The sequence below is a fragment of the Georgenia sp. genome, from assembly GCF_054605595.1.
Window position 1 is genome coordinate 1 of record NZ_JBTSDU010000064.1, and the last position, 16,320, is coordinate 16,320.

General features: G+C 72.4%; 18 protein-coding genes. 5 read left to right on the forward strand and 13 right to left on the reverse strand.

Annotated features, from left to right (window positions below):
* Together ACYC1Z_RS08860 and ACYC1Z_RS08865 are read left to right on the forward strand one after the other, a co-directional pair.
* A partial coding sequence (locus tag ACYC1Z_RS08860; RefSeq protein ID WP_461409161.1) for a VOC family protein occupies positions 1-410 on the forward strand: 410 nt, incomplete at its 5' end.
* 188 nt (positions 411-598) lie between these two features.
* A complete protein-coding gene (locus tag ACYC1Z_RS08865) occupies positions 599-2,977 on the forward strand; it encodes an ATP-binding cassette domain-containing protein (RefSeq protein ID WP_461409162.1) in 2,379 nt (792 codons plus the stop codon).
* A gap of 252 nt (positions 2,978-3,229) precedes the next feature.
* On the opposite strand, the gene ACYC1Z_RS08870 is transcribed toward ACYC1Z_RS08865, so the two are convergent.
* A complete protein-coding gene (locus tag ACYC1Z_RS08870) occupies positions 3,230-3,622 on the reverse strand; it encodes a DUF2695 domain-containing protein (protein WP_461409163.1) in 393 nt (130 codons plus the stop codon).
* Positions 3,623-3,772: 150 nt separating this feature from the next.
* On the opposite strand from ACYC1Z_RS08870, the gene ACYC1Z_RS08875 reads away from it, so the two are divergent.
* Entirely contained in the window at positions 3,773-4,600 is an 828-nt protein-coding gene (locus tag ACYC1Z_RS08875) for a MerR family transcriptional regulator (protein ID WP_461409164.1), read from the forward strand.
* 100 nt (positions 4,601-4,700) lie between these two features.
* Here ACYC1Z_RS08875 and ACYC1Z_RS08880 read toward each other — a convergent pair whose 3' ends face one another.
* The 9 genes from ACYC1Z_RS08880 to ACYC1Z_RS08920 form a co-directional block, all read right to left on the reverse strand.
* A complete protein-coding gene (locus ACYC1Z_RS08880; RefSeq protein WP_461409165.1) occupies positions 4,701-5,603 on the reverse strand; it encodes a Rossmann-fold NAD(P)-binding domain-containing protein in 903 nt (300 codons plus the stop codon).
* A 47-nt stretch (positions 5,604-5,650) separates the two neighbouring features.
* Entirely contained in the window at positions 5,651-6,235 is a 585-nt protein-coding gene (locus ACYC1Z_RS08885; RefSeq protein ID WP_461409166.1) for a MerR family transcriptional regulator, read from the reverse strand.
* A gap of 285 nt (positions 6,236-6,520) precedes the next feature.
* Positions 6,521-7,147, reverse strand: a complete 627-nt coding sequence (locus ACYC1Z_RS08890; RefSeq protein ID WP_461409177.1) for a bifunctional nuclease family protein — start codon at positions 7,145-7,147, stop codon at positions 6,521-6,523.
* Between the two features lie 112 nt (positions 7,148-7,259).
* Positions 7,260-8,054, reverse strand: a complete 795-nt coding sequence (ftsR, locus tag ACYC1Z_RS08895; protein WP_461409167.1) for a transcriptional regulator FtsR — start codon at positions 8,052-8,054, stop codon at positions 7,260-7,262.
* Positions 8,051-8,527: an FHA domain-containing protein gene (locus ACYC1Z_RS08900; protein WP_461409168.1), complete on the reverse strand. Its 477-nt coding sequence runs from the start codon at positions 8,525-8,527 to the stop codon at positions 8,051-8,053. The genes ftsR and ACYC1Z_RS08900 overlap by 4 nt, the downstream gene beginning before the upstream one ends.
* Before the next feature lie 136 nt (positions 8,528-8,663).
* Positions 8,664-9,437, reverse strand: a complete 774-nt coding sequence (locus ACYC1Z_RS08905; RefSeq protein ID WP_461409169.1) for a DUF881 domain-containing protein — start codon at positions 9,435-9,437, stop codon at positions 8,664-8,666.
* A complete protein-coding gene (locus ACYC1Z_RS08910) occupies positions 9,434-9,766 on the reverse strand; it encodes a small basic family protein (RefSeq protein WP_461409170.1) in 333 nt (110 codons plus the stop codon). The genes ACYC1Z_RS08905 and ACYC1Z_RS08910 overlap by 4 nt, the downstream gene beginning before the upstream one ends.
* Positions 9,766-10,707, reverse strand: coding sequence for a DUF881 domain-containing protein (locus tag ACYC1Z_RS08915; protein WP_461409171.1), 942 nt, complete (start codon positions 10,705-10,707; stop codon positions 9,766-9,768). The genes ACYC1Z_RS08910 and ACYC1Z_RS08915 overlap by 1 nt, the downstream gene beginning before the upstream one ends.
* An 83-nt stretch (positions 10,708-10,790) precedes the next feature.
* Positions 10,791-11,435: a CDP-alcohol phosphatidyltransferase family protein gene (locus ACYC1Z_RS08920; RefSeq protein ID WP_461409172.1), complete on the reverse strand. Its 645-nt coding sequence runs from the start codon at positions 11,433-11,435 to the stop codon at positions 10,791-10,793.
* 91 nt (positions 11,436-11,526) lie between these two features.
* Here ACYC1Z_RS08920 and ACYC1Z_RS08925 point away from each other — a divergent pair, with 91 nt between their 5' ends.
* The gene (locus tag ACYC1Z_RS08925) at positions 11,527-11,682 is read left to right on the forward strand and encodes a hypothetical protein (protein WP_461409173.1); all 156 of its coding nucleotides are present in this window, start codon (positions 11,527-11,529) and stop codon (positions 11,680-11,682) included.
* Positions 11,683-11,704: 22 nt separating this feature from the next.
* The gene (locus tag ACYC1Z_RS08930) at positions 11,705-12,694 is read left to right on the forward strand and encodes an LLM class F420-dependent oxidoreductase (protein WP_461409178.1); all 990 of its coding nucleotides are present in this window, start codon (positions 11,705-11,707) and stop codon (positions 12,692-12,694) included.
* Between the two features lie 15 nt (positions 12,695-12,709).
* Here ACYC1Z_RS08930 and ACYC1Z_RS08935 read toward each other — a convergent pair whose 3' ends face one another.
* The 3 genes from ACYC1Z_RS08935 to pepN form a co-directional block, all read right to left on the reverse strand.
* Positions 12,710-13,603 (reverse strand): universal stress protein, encoded by an 894-nt coding sequence (locus tag ACYC1Z_RS08935; protein WP_461409174.1) that lies wholly within the window; start codon positions 13,601-13,603, stop codon positions 12,710-12,712.
* A gap of 38 nt (positions 13,604-13,641) precedes the next feature.
* A complete protein-coding gene (locus ACYC1Z_RS08940) occupies positions 13,642-14,367 on the reverse strand; it encodes an RNase H family protein (RefSeq protein WP_461409175.1) in 726 nt (241 codons plus the stop codon).
* Between the two features lie 156 nt (positions 14,368-14,523).
* Positions 14,524-16,320 (reverse strand): aminopeptidase N (pepN, locus tag ACYC1Z_RS08945; RefSeq protein WP_461409176.1); only part of this gene is annotated, 1,797 nt, incomplete at its 5' end.

Sequence of the window (16,320 nt, forward strand, 5' to 3'; positions counted from 1 at the left end):
TGGACGTCACCATTCATTGCGCGTTCCTCCCACAGGCCGATCCCGACGCCGCGTTGACGTGCGACCGCGACACCCTCGGGTTCGAGGTCCGCAACGACGTCGGGTACGACGGTATGCGGTGGATCACGGTCGGCCCGCCGAACCAGCCGGGCACGTCGATCGTCCTGCACCCACCGGCGGTCGACCCCGCCATCACCGACGACGAACGCCGCACCGTCCTCGAACTGATCGCCAAGGGCAGCTACACCTCCCTCACCCTCGCGACGGACGACCTCGACGGCCTCTTCGAGCGGCTGCGGTCGGCGGGCGCCGACGTCGTCCAGGAGCCCATGGACCAGCCGTACGGCGTGCGTGACTGCGCCTTCCGCGACCCCACCGGCAACCTCCTCCGCATCAACGAGCTCGGCTGAGCCCGACGGAACGGCCCCGGCGACCCGCCCGGCATCCCTCGACCCGAGGGCGCCGGTCACCTCGACGTGGCCAGCGCGCTCCGCCGTCGACCCCGGAACCAGAGATACTCCTCCTAGGCCGGACCCGACGAGCCGGACTGCCCAAGGGTCGCGACAGCGGCCGCGTACGGTTGGGAGACCCCACGAGCATGACGCGCACGGACCCACAGGCACCCGCGACGCACGTCGCCGACAGCCACGACCTGATCCGCGTGCAGGGCGCGCGCGAGAACAACCTCAAGAACGTCTGCGTCGAGATCCCGAAGCGTCGACTGACGGTGTTCACCGGCGTCTCGGGCTCGGGCAAGAGCTCGCTGGTCTTCGACACCATCGCTGCGGAGTCGCAGCGGATGATCAACGAGACCTACAGCGCGTTCGTCCAGGGCTTCATGCCGAACCTGCCGCGCCCCGACGTGGACCTCCTGGACGGTCTGACGACGGCGATCATCGTCGACCAGGAGCGCATGGGCGCCAACCCCCGCTCCACCGTGGGCACCGCGACCGACGCGAACACGCTGCTGCGCATCCTGTTCAGCCGGGTGGCCGACCCGCACATCGGCCCGCCGAACGCGTACTCGTTCAACGTCCCGTCGGTGACGGCCAGCGGCGCGATCACGGTCGAGCGCGGCGGCAGGACGAAGGCGGAACGGGCGACCTTCAATCAGCTCGGCGGGATGTGCCCGCGTTGCGAGGGGATGGGCTCGGTCAACGACTTCGACCTCTCCGCGCTCTACGACGCCACCAAGTCGCTCAGTGAGGGGGCGCTGACCGTCCCCGGGTACAGCATGGAAGGCTGGTACGGCCGCATCTTCGCCGGCTCGGGCTACTTCGACATGGCCAAGCCGATCGCGCGGTTCACCAAGAAGGAGCTGCACGACCTCCTCTACCGCGAGCCGACCAAGATCAAGGTCGAGGGGATCAACCTGACGTACTCGGGTCTGATCCCGCAGATCCAGAAGTCCTTCCTGTCGAAGGACCTCGACGCGATGCAGCCGCACACCCGTGCCTTCGTCGAGCGCGCGGTCACCTTCACGACGTGCCCCGACTGCGGCGGCACCCGGCTCAGCCCCGAGGCACGGTCGTCGAAGATCGGGGACAAGAACATCGCCGACGTCTCTGCGATGCAGATCAGCGACCTGGCCGAGTGGGTCCGCGGCCTGGACGAGCCGTCGGTCGCCCCGCTGCTCGCCGGGCTGCAGCACCTGCTGGACTCGTTCACGGAGATCGGGCTCGGCTACCTCTCGCTCGAGCGGCCCACGGGCACCCTCTCCGGGGGAGAGGCTCAGCGCACCAAGATGATCCGCCATCTCGGCTCTTCCCTCACCGACGTCACCTACGTGTTCGACGAGCCCACCATCGGGCTGCACCCCCACGACATCGCCCGCATGAACACGCTCCTGCTGCAGCTGCGGGACAAGGGCAACACCGTCCTGGTCGTCGAGCACAAGCCGGAAGCCATCGTGATCGCGGACCACGTGGTCGACCTCGGACCAGGCGCCGGCACCGCGGGTGGCGAGATCGTCTTCGAGGGCACGGTCGAGGGTCTTCGAGCCGGCGACACGCTCACCGGACGGCACCTCGACGACCGCGCCCGCCTCAAGGCCACCGTGCGACGGTCTGCCGGGGCCCTCGAGATCCGCGGGGCCGCCACCAACAACCTGCGCGACGTCGACGTCGACATCCCCCTTGGTGTCCTCACGGTGGTCACGGGTGTGGCCGGGTCCGGGAAGAGCTCGTTGATCCACGGCTCGCTCGCCGGGCGGGACGGCGTGGTGGTGATCGACCAGGGTGCGATCCGCGGCTCGCGGCGGAGCAACCCCGCCACCTACACCGGGCTGCTCGACCCGATCCGCAAGGCGTTCGCGAAGGCCAACGGGGTCAAGCCCGCGCTGTTCAGCTCCAATTCGCAGGGCGCCTGTCCCACCTGCAAGGGGACGGGGGTCATCTACACCGACCTCGGCGTCATGGCCACGGTCGAGTCCACCTGCGAGGACTGCGGCGGCAAGCGGTTCCAGGCCGCGGTCCTGGAATACACCCTGGGGGGCCGGAACATCGCCGAGGTGCTCGCCATGCCCGTGACCGAGGCCGCGGAGTTCTTCCGCGGCGGCGAGGCCCACATCCCCGCGGCGCACAAGATCCTCGACCGGCTCGCCGACGTCGGGCTCGGCTACCTCACCCTCGGCCAGCCGCTCACCACCCTGTCCGGCGGCGAACGGCAGCGGCTCAAGCTGGCCGCCCGGATGGGGGAGCGGGCCGACGTGTACGTCCTCGACGAGCCCACCACCGGCCTGCACCTGGCCGATGTCGAGCAGCTGCTCGGCCTGCTCGACCGGCTGGTCGACGGCGGCCAGTCGGTCATCGTCATCGAGCACCACCAGGCGGTCATGGCGCACGGCGACTGGATCATCGATCTGGGTCCCGGCGCCGGGCACGACGGCGGCCGCATCGTCTTCGAGGGCACCCCGGCCGACCTCGTGGCGGGCGGCGCCACCCTCACCGGGAAGCACCTCGCGAGCTACGTCGCCTGAGGAACCCGGTCGGCCCAGGCTCCCGGGGCCCTGCGCGCCGTGGTCGCCTCCGGTCAAGCTGCGGGCGTCACCCAACCGCGATCCGATAATGTACATTATGTCACGTCACACTCTGCATATCGCATCAGATGCATCATCGCCGGACACGCCCGCCCGCTCCTCCACCACTCGCCCACCGGCCGGCCGACGGCGCGCCGACCTGCGCTCGGTCCACGTCGCCGCCCCTGCGTACCGGGCCATGGGTCACCGCCGTCACGACGGCCGAGGCGCCCACAAGGAGCACGGCCGCGTCGAGCCCGGATGGACACCCCGACACCCGGCGACCTCGGGTGGCCAGCACTCCTCGCCCGTGCCCGGATCCAGCACCGTGTCCACCGTGACGTCCCAGCCGTTCGTGAAGATCCCGCAGTCGCAGTACCCGGCCCGAGACCGCAACCGCGTCAGGAGCTTGGTGGCCTGTGGCGCCCTGACCGCACGCCAGGTCACGGCCCACCGCAGCGTGTGGTCGCAACCGAACTCCACGACCATCCGGTTGACGTAGCACAGCACGCACTCGCGCTGGTGCGGTGCGAGGAGGTATCGGGCGAGCCCGTCGATCTCCGCCTCGAGCTCCCGGACGCCGTGCGTACCCTCATCGACACTCATTCCGCTCTCCCCCGATTCAGGCCCGAACACCATGTTCGAACGTCTGTACGCATCCTCATGCGTGGGACCGACATCTCGGTGCGGACCGCCGCCGAGGGGTCGCGATCATCGACTTGACCCTCACGCCACGTGAGGGCGCAGGGTTGAACCATGACCACAACGAGACAGGAGCTGCCGGTGCTCACGGTGGGCCAGGTCGCCGACCGGTTCGGCGTGACGGTGCGTACCCTGCACCACGACGACGAGATAGCGCTGCTCCGGCCGAGCGAACGCACCACCAGCGGCTACCGGCTGTACACCGACGCGGACCTCACCCGGTTGCAGCACGTCGTCGTGTACCGCCGGCTCGGTTTCGCGCTCGAGGCCATCGCAGACCTTCTCGACGACGGCGCCGACCGGGACGCCGACCGGGACGCCGTCGTCGAGCACCTACGCCGGCAACGGCAAGCGGTCATGTCCCGGCTGGACGAGATGGACACACTCGTCACGGCCATCGACCGAGCATTGGAAAGAGAGATGAAGGGCGTGAACCTCACCCCCGACGAGCAGCGGGGGCTGTTCGGAGCCGGTTTCAGCGACGCGTACGCCGCCGAGGCCGAGCAGCGCTGGGGCGGCTCCCCCGCGTGGAAGCAGTCCCAGCAGCGCACCTCCCGCTACACCAACGCCGACTGGGAGCACGTCAAGGCGGAGTCCGACGCCATCACGACGGCCTTCGACGCGGCGCTCGCCACGGGCCGGCCCGCCGCCAGCGAGCAGGCCATGGACGCGGCCGAGCAGGCCCGACTCCAGATCCAGCACCGCTTCTACGACCTCACGCCGGAGTTCCACCGCCACCTCGGCGACATGTACGTCGGCGACCCGCGCTTCACCAAGACCTACGAGGACATCCAGCCGGGCCTGGCCCGGTACGTCCGGGACGCGATCCACGCCAACGCCGACCGGGCCGCTCGGCAGGAGCGGGCGGCCCAGGGCCAATAGGCACCGGGCTCACGCCGAGGATCGTCGAACCGCTCCCCGGGGCCGGGACAGCGTGCGCGCGCACAAGCAGCCGGATCACCGGCGCGGGGCGCAGTAGGTCTCAGCCGCCGAGCGCCCGCTCCACCACTGCCGCGTGCAGAGGGGCGAGATTGCGTTTGGCCGCGCGGGTGATCGAGCGGGGGTCGGCGAACGCCTCGGCGCTGACCTCGTCGCCGCGGTGGACGGGCGTGGCGTGCATGAGCACCACGTCCGTGCCCGCGGCGTCGAGCGTGTCCACGGTGATGCGGAACGGCTCGAAAGCCGTGCGGCGCCGTCCCGGTTTCCGAGCCGCCGCCGGCCACCCGTCGGTGTAGAGCACGTCGGCCCCGGCGACGGCGTCCCGCAGGTCGTGCGTGACGTCCACGGTTCCCCGCTGGCCGTGCTCGGCCAACCCCTCGAGAAACTCCTCGTCCAGGCCGTGTCCGGTCGGGCAGGCCTGACGCACGTGGATGTCGAAGCCGACGGTGAGTTCACACCAGGAGCGCAGCGTGTTCGTGGCCTCGCCGACGAAGGTGACGGTGAGGTTCTCGAGAGGCCCACGCCGCTCGAGGAGGGTGTAGGCGTCGGAGAGGATCTCGACGGGGTGAGCGGCGTCCGTCATGGCGTTGATGACCGGGACGTCGGCTGCCTGGGCCAACGCGGCCAGGGCCGCGTGGTCCCGGGTCCGGACCACGACGGCGTCGACGCCGTCGGTCAGGGTGGCGGCCGTGTCCTCGACCGGCTCGCGCTCCCCCAGGGTCAGGGGCAGGTCCACCCGGTGGGCGCCCACGGCGTCGATCCCGGTGTCCCACGCCAGCCGGCTGCGGAACGTCGGTCCGTCGAAGAACGTCGCCACCCGCCGGTCGGCGAAGCGTGCGCGACGGCGTGACCCCTCCACCTTCCAGCCGGCAGTGCCGAGCCAGAGGCGTTCGATCTCGGATCGGGGAAGGTCGAGGAGCGTGAGCAGGCTCCGGTCGTGCGGCACCGCGCCAACCTACCGCAGCGGGCCGGCGTACCCTTGCCGCCTACCGGTCAGCCGGCGTTGCGGGCGGCGCGCCGCCGGGCGAGCTCGTCCAGCGCGGCGGGCTCCGCGTCGTCCCCGGTCGCCCGCTCGGTGGGCAGCTCGGCGAGGGTCCCCTCGACCTCACGCCACACACGCCCGACAGCGATGCCGAACACGCCCTGGCCGCCCTGGACGAGGTCGATGACCTCGTCGGCGGAGGTGCACTCGTAGACGGAGGCGCCGTCGCTCATGAGCGTGATCTGCGCGAGGTCCTCGACGCCGCGCTCGTGCAGGTGCGTGATGGCAGAGCGGATCTGCTGCAGCGAGACGCCGGTGTCCAGGAGCCGCTTGACGACCTTGAGGACGAGGACGTCCCGGAAGCTGTACAGCCGCTGGCTGCCCGAACCCTTGGCGCCACGGATGCTGGGTTCGACCAGCCCGGTGCGGGCCCAGTAGTCGAGCTGGCGGTAGGTGATGCCGGCGGCGCTGCACGCGATCGGGCCCCGGTAGCCGGTGTCGACGTCGAGATCGGGGAGCGTGTCCCCGAAGAGCATGCCCTGGGCCCGCTGGGGGACGCCGGTGCTGGCGCCCGCACTCGCATCGGTGCCGCTCACAGCATTCTCCATTCGTCTGCGCCCCTCGTGGCTCGCGCGCTCCGAGGATACCGCTGCCTCACCTGCTGACGACCACACGCTAGGGCCCACCAGGGGGCAAAGCAACGACGCTGGCCGCAAGAACCCCGGCGTGTCGTCCCCGCGTGTCTCAGCCTCGACCTGAGGTTGACGTTTTTGGTGTCTCGGGCGGATCCGCGTGCGCCCCACCCCATCGGATCGTGCGGCCGGGAGCCGTGGCCCATCCGGCTCAGACCACCGCCCGGGGCCGCCACCGAGCGGGTGCGGTCAGAGCGGTCGAAGGGGGTCGCCGTCGAGGTCGTCGCCCGGGTCCTGCTCCGGATCGTCGAGACCGTGGGGCTCGGCGTCTCCCTCGGGCTCGTCGCCCCCTTCGGGGGAACCGACGCTCTCGGGCTCACCGAAGTCCTCAGGCTCCAGGCCTTCGAGGAACGAGCGAAACTCCTCCAGCAGCACCACCGACTCTGCCCGCGGCGCGGCGGACCCCTCCGTCTCCTCCACATCGAGGCCGGCCTCCTCGATCGGCACGCCCGCTAGGGCCAGGAGGCTCTCGTCGCACAGCACCGGGCAGTGGGCGCGCAACGCGATGGCGATCGCGTCGGAGGGACGGGCGTCGATGGTCAGTCCACCGTCGAGGGCGAGCTCGGCGTGGAAGATGCCGTGCAGGACGTGGGTGACACGCACCTCGACGACCTTGACGCCGAGGCGGTCGAGGATCGAGACCAGCAGGTCGTGGGTCAGGGGGCGCGGGGGCACGAGGCCCGCTTGAGCCGACGCGATCGCCGCCCCCTCGCGCGGTCCGATGACGATGGGCAGGACGACGACGCCGCCGGGCTCGCCGAGCACCACGACGACCTCGTTGCCGGGCACGCTCACGCGCACGCCCAGCACCATCATCTTGCGCACACCCCAACGGTACGTTGTCGCAGAGGCCGACACGGCCCCTATCGCACAACTCGGACGGGTGGGCTTTCGGTGGTGGCGGTCGGCCTCGTTGGCCCGATAGGAATCAGCTGAGCTGGTCCACCGCGGTGCGCAGCAGCTCGGCATGCAGCGTCGCGTACAGCTCGGCGAGCTCGGCCGCCTGCTGGTGGCTCCGCTCGCGGGCCACGCCGGAGCGCTGCGCGCGCAGCGGGGCCACCACCTGGTCGATGACGTCGACCTCTCGTTCCGCGGCCGTGCGCACGGTGCGCAGGTGCCGTGGGCTGATCCCCCGGTGCGCGAGCGCGAGCGCGGCCTGGACCACCTGGACGGCGCGGCCCGGGAACCGGCCACGCGTGTCGGCCAGGACGAGCCCCGCCAGGGCCATCTCGTCCACCTCGGCCTCGGTGGCGCCGGTGAGCTCGCAGATCTCGGCGGCGCTCACGCGCGCCCCGGCCGCCGGGGTGACCAGCTCGCCGTCGCGGGTGACGACACGGGCCCGCTGCGGCGGCTCCACGGACCGGCCGGCATCGAGGTCGGCGAGCTGCTCCCGGATCACGCGCAGCGGCAGATAGCCGTCGCGCTGGGCCACCAGGGCGTACCGGATCCGCTCGACGTCGGAGCGTGAGTACTTGCGGTAGCCCGAGCCGGTCCGGCGTGGGCTGACGAGTCCCTGGTCCTCGAGGAAGCGCAGTTTGGAGATCGTCATCGCCGGGAACTCCGGCTTGAGGAGGGACAGAACGGTGCCGATGGTCATCGACGCGACCTGGGAGACGCCGGGCGGCCAGGTGCCCGGTCCGTCGGCGGCGTGCGGGACCCGTTGCTCCTGCCGCGCGGCCGGGCGGTCGCGGTCGCCCGACTGGCGGCCTGCGGCTGTGCTCACCGCTCGCCCGCACCTGCCTGGCCGGCGGCCCCACGCTGGGGGCTCGGGTGGTAGGTGAGCCGGTACTTCCCGATCTGGACCTCGTCACCCGCGCGCAGGATGGCGGAGTCGATCCGCTCGCGGTTGACGTAGGTGCCGTTGAGGCTCCCGACGTCGCGCACCGAGAAACCGCCCTCGAGCGAGAGGAACTCGGCGTGCTTGCGCGAGACGGTCACGTCGTCGAGGAAGATGTCGGCGCTGGGGTGGCGTCCCGCGGTGGTGCGATCGGCGTCGAGCAGGAAGCGGGCGCCGGCGTTGGGTCCGCGCTGGACGATGAGCAGCGCGGATGCGGGCGGCAGCGCCTCGACGGCGGCCGCGTCGTCGACGCTCATCCCCTGGGCGACGAGCTCGGACTCCGTCTCGGCCCCGACGGCTCCGAATCGCGCGGTGCTCGTGACATCGGGACGGTCCGGTGACTCCGGGGTGCTGGTCATCCCTGCCTCCTCAGCGTGCTCGGTGCCGGACGTCGGTGCGTCCGCTGTGCTGGTACCCACTCTAGAGGTCCGGGCCGACGTGCCGGCACCCCGGGGGCGTGGGTCATATGGCTCGCCGGGGCGACCGGGGCGGTCGTCACTCGACCGGCTGCGGCACGGCGTGCACGGGTTCGTCGAGATCGCGCACGGCGAGGATCTCGACGGCGTCGGCCTCCTCGAGCCGCACGACGCCGCCCGCGTTCCGCACCGCCGCGAGGGCGCCACCGGGGATCTCGAGCGCCACGTACAGAGTTCCCGGGTCCCCGACGGCGGTCCACCGGTACGGCGGGGAGATGTCGACGCCGTCGACCACGACGCCGTCGACCGTCGCGTCCGCGATCCAGCTGCTCGCCGTCAGCCGCTGGCCGGAGAGCTCGATCGCCTCCGCTCCGGCGTTCCGTAGCTCCTCGAGGACGGTGACGAGCGTCTGGGCGCGGACGTCGCTGCCCGGGTCGGCGATCGTGACCAGCACACCGGGCCCGCGGACGGGCACCGTACCGGCGAGCACGCCCTGCACCTGCGCCTGGGCGCGTGCGGCCTCCTCGGCCGCCTGACGCGAGCTCGAGCTCGACCGCAGCTCCGCCAGGTCGCTGCGCAGCACCTCCTGCTCATCGGCGAGGGCGGCGTTGCGCTGCGTGAGCTCGTCGAGCAGGCGCACGAGATCGTCCTGGCGCAGCCCGGCGAGCGCGTCCCCCTGGGTCTGCCGGACCTGGGCGACGACGCCGAAGCCCAGCGCGACGCACAGCAGCGCCGCGACCACGTGCGTGCGCCGGAGCCGGGGCACCAGCAGCGAGCGCCGCAGCCTGCGCCCCAGCCCGCGCCCGGGTGCGGCGCGCTCCGCCGTCGCCGGAGCGGGCTCGGTGCCGGTCATGCGCGGAAGATCTGCCGGCGGATCGCGGCGGCGTTGGAGAAGATCCGGATCCCGAGCACCACCACGACCGCGGTGCTGAGCTGGGAGCCGACGCCGAGCTGGTCGCCCAGGAAGACGATGAATGCGGCGATGAGGACGTTGAACACGAACGACACGACGAAGACCCGGTCGTTGAAGACGCCGTCGAGCCCGGCCCGTGCGGCGCCGAACAGTGCGTCCAGCGCGGCGATCAGCGCGATCGGTAGGTAGGGCTGCAGCTCGACGGGAACCGTCGGCTCGAGCACCATCCCGGCGACGACCCCGATGACCAGACCGATGATCGCCAGCATCAAACCACCTCCCCGATCCGCGCCACGGGGGACCCCGCGCGCTCCGACCATTCCATCATGGGGTCGCTCCCCGTCAGGTGCATCGGCGGCGCTCCGGAGGCCTCGGGCGGAGCGCCGGCGTCCCCGGGCTCGCCCGGGGTGGCGGCGGCCGACGCCGCGACCTCCGCCCAGCGCAGCGTGCGGGCCTGGTTGCCCGGCAGCGTGAGCTCGTCCGCCCGGGTGATGCTCGCGTCGATGTCGTAGACGCTGCGCAGCACCCGCAGGTGCTCGGCCGCGGCCGTGCGGGCGAACGCCGTCTGCAGGGCACCTGGGTCCCCGACCGCCTCCACCGTGTAGGGCGAGACCACCGGGGAGAGGTTGACGAAGACCGTCTGGCCGGCGGCCCGAATGGCGCTCGTGGCGCTGAGCCGGTAACCGTTGATCGCGATGGCCTCCGCACCCGCCTGCCACAACCCGTTGACGAGCACCTGCAGGTCGACGTCCTGCACGCGCTCGTCCTCGGTGCCGGGCACCCCCTCCTGCGCCGCGCGCGAGTCGGTGAGCCGGACCACGATGCCCGGGCCCCGCACCCGGGCGACGCCCGCCACGACCCCGAGGCTCTCCAGCCGCTCCCGGGTCGTCGCGTCCACGCCGTCGAGCGAAGCGGCCCGCAACCGCTCCGCCTCGAGCGCCCGTTCGCCGTTGGCGGACTGGAGCGCGTCCCCCTCGGACCTGCGCTGGTCGATCTCCTGGACCAGGAGCTGCCGCGCCGTGCTCACGCCGTCCTCGGGGAGCCGGAGCGCACGGGCGGACCACACCGCTCCGGCGGCGATCACGGCGCAGGCGAGCACCACCAGCACCCGTTGCCACCCCGGCAGGGCGGACGAGGGCGGTGCGTGCTCCGCCCCGTGGTAGTAGCCGACGTCGAGGGGGTTCTCGAGCACCTCGCGCAGCAGGGACATGGACTCGTCCGGGCGACGCGGGGATCCGTCCCGTGCCGGGCGGCGCGGAGGCCCGTCCCGGCCGCCCGCGTGACGCTGCGGGTTCATCGTTCGGGCGCGGGGTCCGGCTCACCCGAGGGAGCACGACCCGCGCGGCCCGCGCGCACGATGCGCGCGACCTGCTCGAGGTAGACGAGCGCCGCGAACCAGTACAGCCCCACCCCCCACAGGGCGCTCGCCCAGCCGAACGTCCACGCCACGGTGCCGACCGTGCCCGCCACGTTCCCGAGCAGCAGCAGGGGGAAGGCGTACATGAGGGCGAACGTCCCGGCCTTGCCCGCCAGGTGCACCGGGAGCGGCCCGTATCCGTGCCGGTTGAGGATCGGCATCGTGCCCGCGAGGAGGATGTCCCGGGCGGCGATGATGAGCACCAGCCACCAGGGCACGAGCTCGCGCCAGGCGAGCCCGACAAGGCTGACGAAGATGTACAGCCGGTCCGCCGCCGGGTCGAGCAGCTGGCCGAGCCGGCTCATCTGGTTGAAGCGGCGGGCGATGACGCCGTCGACCCAGTCGCTCGCCCCGGCGACGACGAGGACGACGAGAGCGGCGACGTCCCGTTCCGTGAAGATCAGTACCGCGAACACGGGGGCCAGCAGGAGCCGAAGTCCCGAGATGATGTTGGGCAGGGTCCACGCGCGGTCGGCGGCTGCGGGCGGCGCCGCCACCTGCTCGTCCTCCTGCTCGCTCACCGCCCCAGCCTACGAGGTCCAGGCCGCCCGGGCGCCCTACCGTGCGGCGTGGCACCCGGGCGCGGCGCTCGTCCTGCTGACCGGGTCCGGGATGGCGATGGCCGCCGGCGGGATGCCCGCAGTGATCGTCCTCGGGGTGCTGCCGGTGATCGAGATCGTGGCGGACCAGGTGCCGGACATGGACAGCGTCGACGTCCTCGTCCAGATGCTTGTGCGGCGGAGGTGGCCGGCGGGCCGGCGACTCTAGGGTGGGACCCGTGACTTCCGGAATGCGGTTCGGCATGTTCCTGCCCCAGGGGTGGCGGTTCGACCTCGTCGACATCGACCCCGCCCAGCACTGGCCCGCCATGAGCGCCCTGGCCCGGCGCGCCGACGCCGGCGGCCTGTGGGAGTCGTTGTGGGTCTACGACCACTTCCACACGGCCCCGCTGCCCAGCGAGGAGGCCACGCACGAGGCCTGGACCCTCATGGCGGCGCTGGCCGCGAGCACCGACCGGGTTCGCCTGGGGCAGATGTGCACGTGCATGAGCTACCGCAACCCGATGTATCTCGCCAAGATCGCCGCGACCGTCGACCACATCAGCGGCGGCCGGCTCGAGATGGGCATCGGCGCCGGTTGGTACCAGCACGAGTGGCGCGCCTACGGCTATGGCTTTCCCAAGGCCGGCGAGCGGCTCGCCCGGCTGCGTGAGGGGCTGGAGATCTTCACCCAGGCGTGGACGGAGGGTGTCGTCACCTTCCACGGCGAGCACTACGACGTCGACGGCGCGATCTGCCGCCCGCTCCCCCGCCAGCCCGGCGGGATCCCGCTGTGGGTGGCCGGCGGGGGCGAACAGGTCACCCTCAAGATCGCGGCCCGCACGGCCCGCTACACGAACTTCGACGGCACCCCGGCGGTCTTCGCCCGCAAGAGCGAGATCCTCCGCCGCCACTGCGCGGCCGAGGGCACGGACTTCGACCAGATCACCCGCAGCGCCAACTACAACGTCACCATCGGCCGGACCGAGGCGGAGGTCGCGGCGAAACTCGACGCGCTCGCGGCCCGGCTCGCCACCCGCATGGGGCCCGACGCCGTCGAGGAGGAGCTCAGCGGGTACCGGGACCTGCCCGCCTACGGCACCCCGGAACAGATCGTCGAGAAGCTCAGCGGTCTGCACGAAGCCGGCCTGGCGTACGGCATCTTCTACTTCCCCGACGCCGCGTACACGACCGAGAGCATCGAACTCTTCGAGCGCGAGGTCATCGCCGCACTCGCCTGAGGGCGCTCGACGGTGTCAGCGGGCGGCCTCCGCGCTGCGTTGACCCACCCTGACGACGGCGACCACGGGGGCGCCGCGCAGCACCGCCCCGCTGACCGAGCCGAGCACCAGGTTGCGGAGCCCGGAGTGGCCCCGGCTCCCCACGACGACGAGCGCGGCGTCCGCGGCGGCCTGGACGAGCGCGTCCGCGGGGTGCATCCGTACCAGGCGGAACTCGACCGGGACGCCCGGGAAGTGCTCCTCCCAGTGGGCCAGCTCGGCCCGGTTCTGCTTCCCGGCCTCCGCGAAGGCGTCGTCGAGACGCTCCTGCACGGACCGGTCCTCCCACAGCTGGAGCAGCGGCTCCTCCTGGACCCCCTGCACCGCGATCACCGACGTCTGCCGGCGCGCGGCCTCCTCGAACGCGTACCGGACCGCCTCCGGCGAGCTGTCGACCGGGTCCATCCCCACCACCACCGGACCACCCGGGACGGGCGGCGGCCCGTGCACGACGACGACCGGGCTGAAGGCGTGCGCGGCGACCTTCTGCGACACGGAGCCGACCAGTCCGGCCACGGCACGCAGCCCGCGCGCGCCGAGGACCACGACGACGGCCCGGGCGGAGGCCTCCACGAGGGCCGACGCCGGGTCGAGGACGACGAGCTGCTCGGTCACCGGTAGGCCCGGGCGCGCAGCCCGGGCGCGCTCGGCGGCGGCGTGCAGGAGGCGCTCACCGGCCTCGATCGCCTCGGTGGGTGGCTCGAACGCCCAGGGCTTCGCCTGCGAGAGCCACGCGAACGCGTACAGCACGTGCAGGCCGGTGCCCCGCCGATGCGCCTCCTCCACCGCCCAGTCGAAGGCGACGTCGGCGACCGGGGAGCCGTCGATCCCCACCACCACGCTTCCGGTCGGTACCTGCCCCGCGGTCATCGCTCGTCCTCTACGCTCGGGTGTCCACCATGCTGGTCTCAGTGTGCCTGTGCGGCGGTGGCCGCCGCCACCGCGAGGACGTCGGCGCGTTCGTTGTGCTCGTCGCCCGCGTGCCCACGCACCCACTCGAAGTCGGTCCGTCCGCTCCGGGCATCGAGCTCGGCCAGGATCGCCTGGACGAGCTCGAGGTTCTCCGGCGGCTTGCCGTCGCCCTTGCGCCACCCGCGCTTCTGCCAGGACCGCCCCCACGTGGTGGCGATGTTGATGACGTACTGGGAGTCGGCGCGGACGAGCAGGTCGACGTCGGGGCCGGCATGGCGGAGCGCCTCGAGGAGGGCGAGCAGCTCGCCGATGTTGTTGGTGCCGTGGGCGAGGCCGCCCGTGCCGGTCTCCCCCGTGGTCTGGTCGACCCAGGCCCAGCCGGTCGGGCCGGGGTTGCCCAGCGCGGAACCGTCGGTGGCCACCACCTTGCCGTAGCCGGCGTGGTCGCGCGGCGGGGTGGCGCCCCGGGTGGTCGATGCCCCGGGCGTCGGTGCCAGACCGCGCGAGCGCAGCAACTCCCCCACCCGCTCGGTGTGCCAGACGTAGAAGACGGTGCCGTCGCGCAGCTTCGCGTCCTTCGCGAGCTCGTCCGCCACGGCGCGATCGGTGGCCCGCGGCCCGTCCTTGATGCCGAGCGCGCTCAGGTGCGTCCCGATCTCCCGGGCGGTGAGGCCGAAGGCCTTGCCCAGCTCGGTCTGGGTGGACCAGGTCTTCGCTGCCAACGTCGTCCCTTCTCGTGCGGCCCGGCGGCCGCGCAGATCTCTACCGTATGCGCTCGGCGCCCGTCGCCGGGACGCGCCTCACCGGGCCCATCTCACCGGGCGCCCCAGCGCGCGCAGCGCGCCTCGCCGGGCGCCCCGCTGCCCGGGCAGCCCGCCTCACCGGGTGGACGCGGCGGCCTCCTGGGCACGCAGCGCCCGTACCAGGTGGTCGCGGGCCTCCACCACGAGCCGGCGCAACGCGTGCGGGGCGTCGGCCTCCCTCGCGAGCCACCGGTCGGTCCGCACCACGACGGGGTGCTGCTCGGGTATCTGACCGTCGAGGTCCTGGTGGGACGGGAAGAGCCCGCGTACCAGCCGGCTCGCCATCTCGATGCTGTGCTGGGCCCACACGTCGCGAAGGCTCAAGAAGTACCGGCCGGTGTAGGGCTCGGTCAGGTCGCGGCGCAGCGGCTGCGCGAACCCGGCGATCGTGGCGTCCACGTGGTCGTTCGTCAGCGCGTCGGGTGTCAGGAGGGCCGCCCAGGACCAAGCCTTGACCTCGGGCTCCGGCACCGCACTCAGGGCAGCCAGGTGCTGGGTGGCGCCGTCGGCGGTGGCGTCGCGCTCGAGCTCGGCGTCGAGCTCGGCCCGGGTCGCGTCGCCGATGGCGGCCAGCGCCTGCCAGACGGCCCAGCGCAGCTCCGGGTCCAGCGGGAGACCGGGCACGGCACCCGCGAGGATCTCGCAGAGCGTCTGGGCCCTCTCGGGCACGACGGCTCCCGCCCGGGCGAACGCGCGTGCCCAGACGAGCTGAGCGTCCGAGCCCGCCTCGGCGGCCAGGAGCAGGTCGTGCACCCCGCCCGCGTAGGCGGCCCGCAGTTCGTCGCGGTCCGCAGCGGGCGCATATCGCTCGACGGCGACGACGGCGTGCTGGGTCAGACCGGCGAGCACGGCCGAGTCGCTCTCGCGGTCGCCGTGGCGCAGCACGAGCTCCACGTAGGCGACGGCGGTGAGGAGTCCGTCGCGGCAGGCGTTCCACAGCGCCGACCACACCAGCGACCGGGGCAGCGGTTCGCGCAGCGCGCCGAGGTACGCGGCGGCGGTCGTGAGGCTCTGCTCGTCCAGGCGCACCTTGGCGTACGTGAGGTCGTCGTCGTTGACGAGCACCAGGGCGGGCTCGTCCAGGCCGGCGGCCTCGACCACCTCGGTCCGGGCCCCGGTGACGTCGAGCTCGATCCGGTGGGTGCGTACCAGGCGGGGCGTGCCGTCGTCCCGCAGGGCGTAGAGCCCCACGGCGAGCCGGTGCGGGCGCTGCACCTCGGCGCCGGTCACCGGGTCCACGGCGTCCTGCACGAGGACCAGCCGGGTGAGGTGCCCGTCCTCGCTCGCCCGCTCCGTGCGCAGGGTCGAGGTGCCCGAGGTCTCGAGCCAGAGCCGCGACCACGCCGCCAGGTCCCGCCCCGAGGCCTCCTCCAGCGCACCCAGCAGGTCGGGCAACGTCGTCGACCCGTAGGCGTGTCGACGGAAGTACTGCCGCGCACCCTCGAAGAAGGCATCCTCGCCCACGTAGGCGACGAGTTGTTTGAGCACCGCCGCACCCTTGGCGTAGGTGATGCCGTCGAAGTTCTGCTTGGCGGCCTCGAGGTCGGTGATGTCGGCGACCACGGGGTGCGTGGTCGGGAGCTGGTCCTGCGTGTACGCCCAGGCCTTGCGCAGGTTCGCGAAGGACACCCACGCGTCCGTGTACTCCGTGGCCGCGACGGACGCCGCGGCGCCCATGTAGTCCGCGAAGGACTCCTTCAGCCACAGGCCGTCCCACCAGTGCGGGGTCACGAGGTCGCCGAACCACATGTGTGCCATCTCGTGCAGGATCGTGTTCGCGCGTGCCTGGTACTGGGCGCGCGTGGCCGCGGACCGGTACACGTAGCTCTCCGTGAACGTCACGCAGCCCGGGTTCTCCATCGCGCCGAGGTT

What these genes read in the sequence shown, in the direction of transcription:
- ACYC1Z_RS08900 (WP_461409168.1), bottom strand. Translation starts at nt 8,527, where the DNA reads ATGACCAGCACCCCGGAGTCACCGGACCGTCCCGATGTCACGAGCACC.
- ACYC1Z_RS08870 (WP_461409163.1), bottom strand. Translation starts at nt 3,622, where the DNA reads ATGAGTGTCGATGAGGGTACGCACGGCGTCCGGGAGCTCGAGGCGGAG.
- ACYC1Z_RS08935 (WP_461409174.1), bottom strand. Translation starts at nt 13,603, where the DNA reads ATGACCGCGGGGCAGGTACCGACCGGAAGCGTGGTGGTGGGGATCGAC.
- ACYC1Z_RS08865 (WP_461409162.1), top strand. Translation starts at nt 599, where the DNA reads ATGACGCGCACGGACCCACAGGCACCCGCGACGCACGTCGCCGACAGC.
- ACYC1Z_RS08905 (WP_461409169.1), bottom strand. Translation starts at nt 9,437, where the DNA reads ATGACCGGCACCGAGCCCGCTCCGGCGACGGCGGAGCGCGCCGCACCC.
- ACYC1Z_RS08910 (WP_461409170.1), bottom strand. Translation starts at nt 9,766, where the DNA reads ATGCTGGCGATCATCGGTCTGGTCATCGGGGTCGTCGCCGGGATGGTG.
- ACYC1Z_RS08890 (WP_461409177.1), bottom strand. Translation starts at nt 7,147, where the DNA reads ATGATGGTGCTGGGCGTGCGCGTGAGCGTGCCCGGCAACGAGGTCGTC.
- ACYC1Z_RS08930 (WP_461409178.1), top strand. Translation starts at nt 11,705, where the DNA reads ATGCGGTTCGGCATGTTCCTGCCCCAGGGGTGGCGGTTCGACCTCGTC.
- ACYC1Z_RS08915 (WP_461409171.1), bottom strand. Translation starts at nt 10,707, where the DNA reads ATGTCCCTGCTGCGCGAGGTGCTCGAGAACCCCCTCGACGTCGGCTAC.
- ACYC1Z_RS08875 (WP_461409164.1), top strand. Translation starts at nt 3,773, where the DNA reads ATGACCACAACGAGACAGGAGCTGCCGGTGCTCACGGTGGGCCAGGTC.
- ACYC1Z_RS08925 (WP_461409173.1), top strand. Translation starts at nt 11,527, where the DNA reads ATGGCGATGGCCGCCGGCGGGATGCCCGCAGTGATCGTCCTCGGGGTG.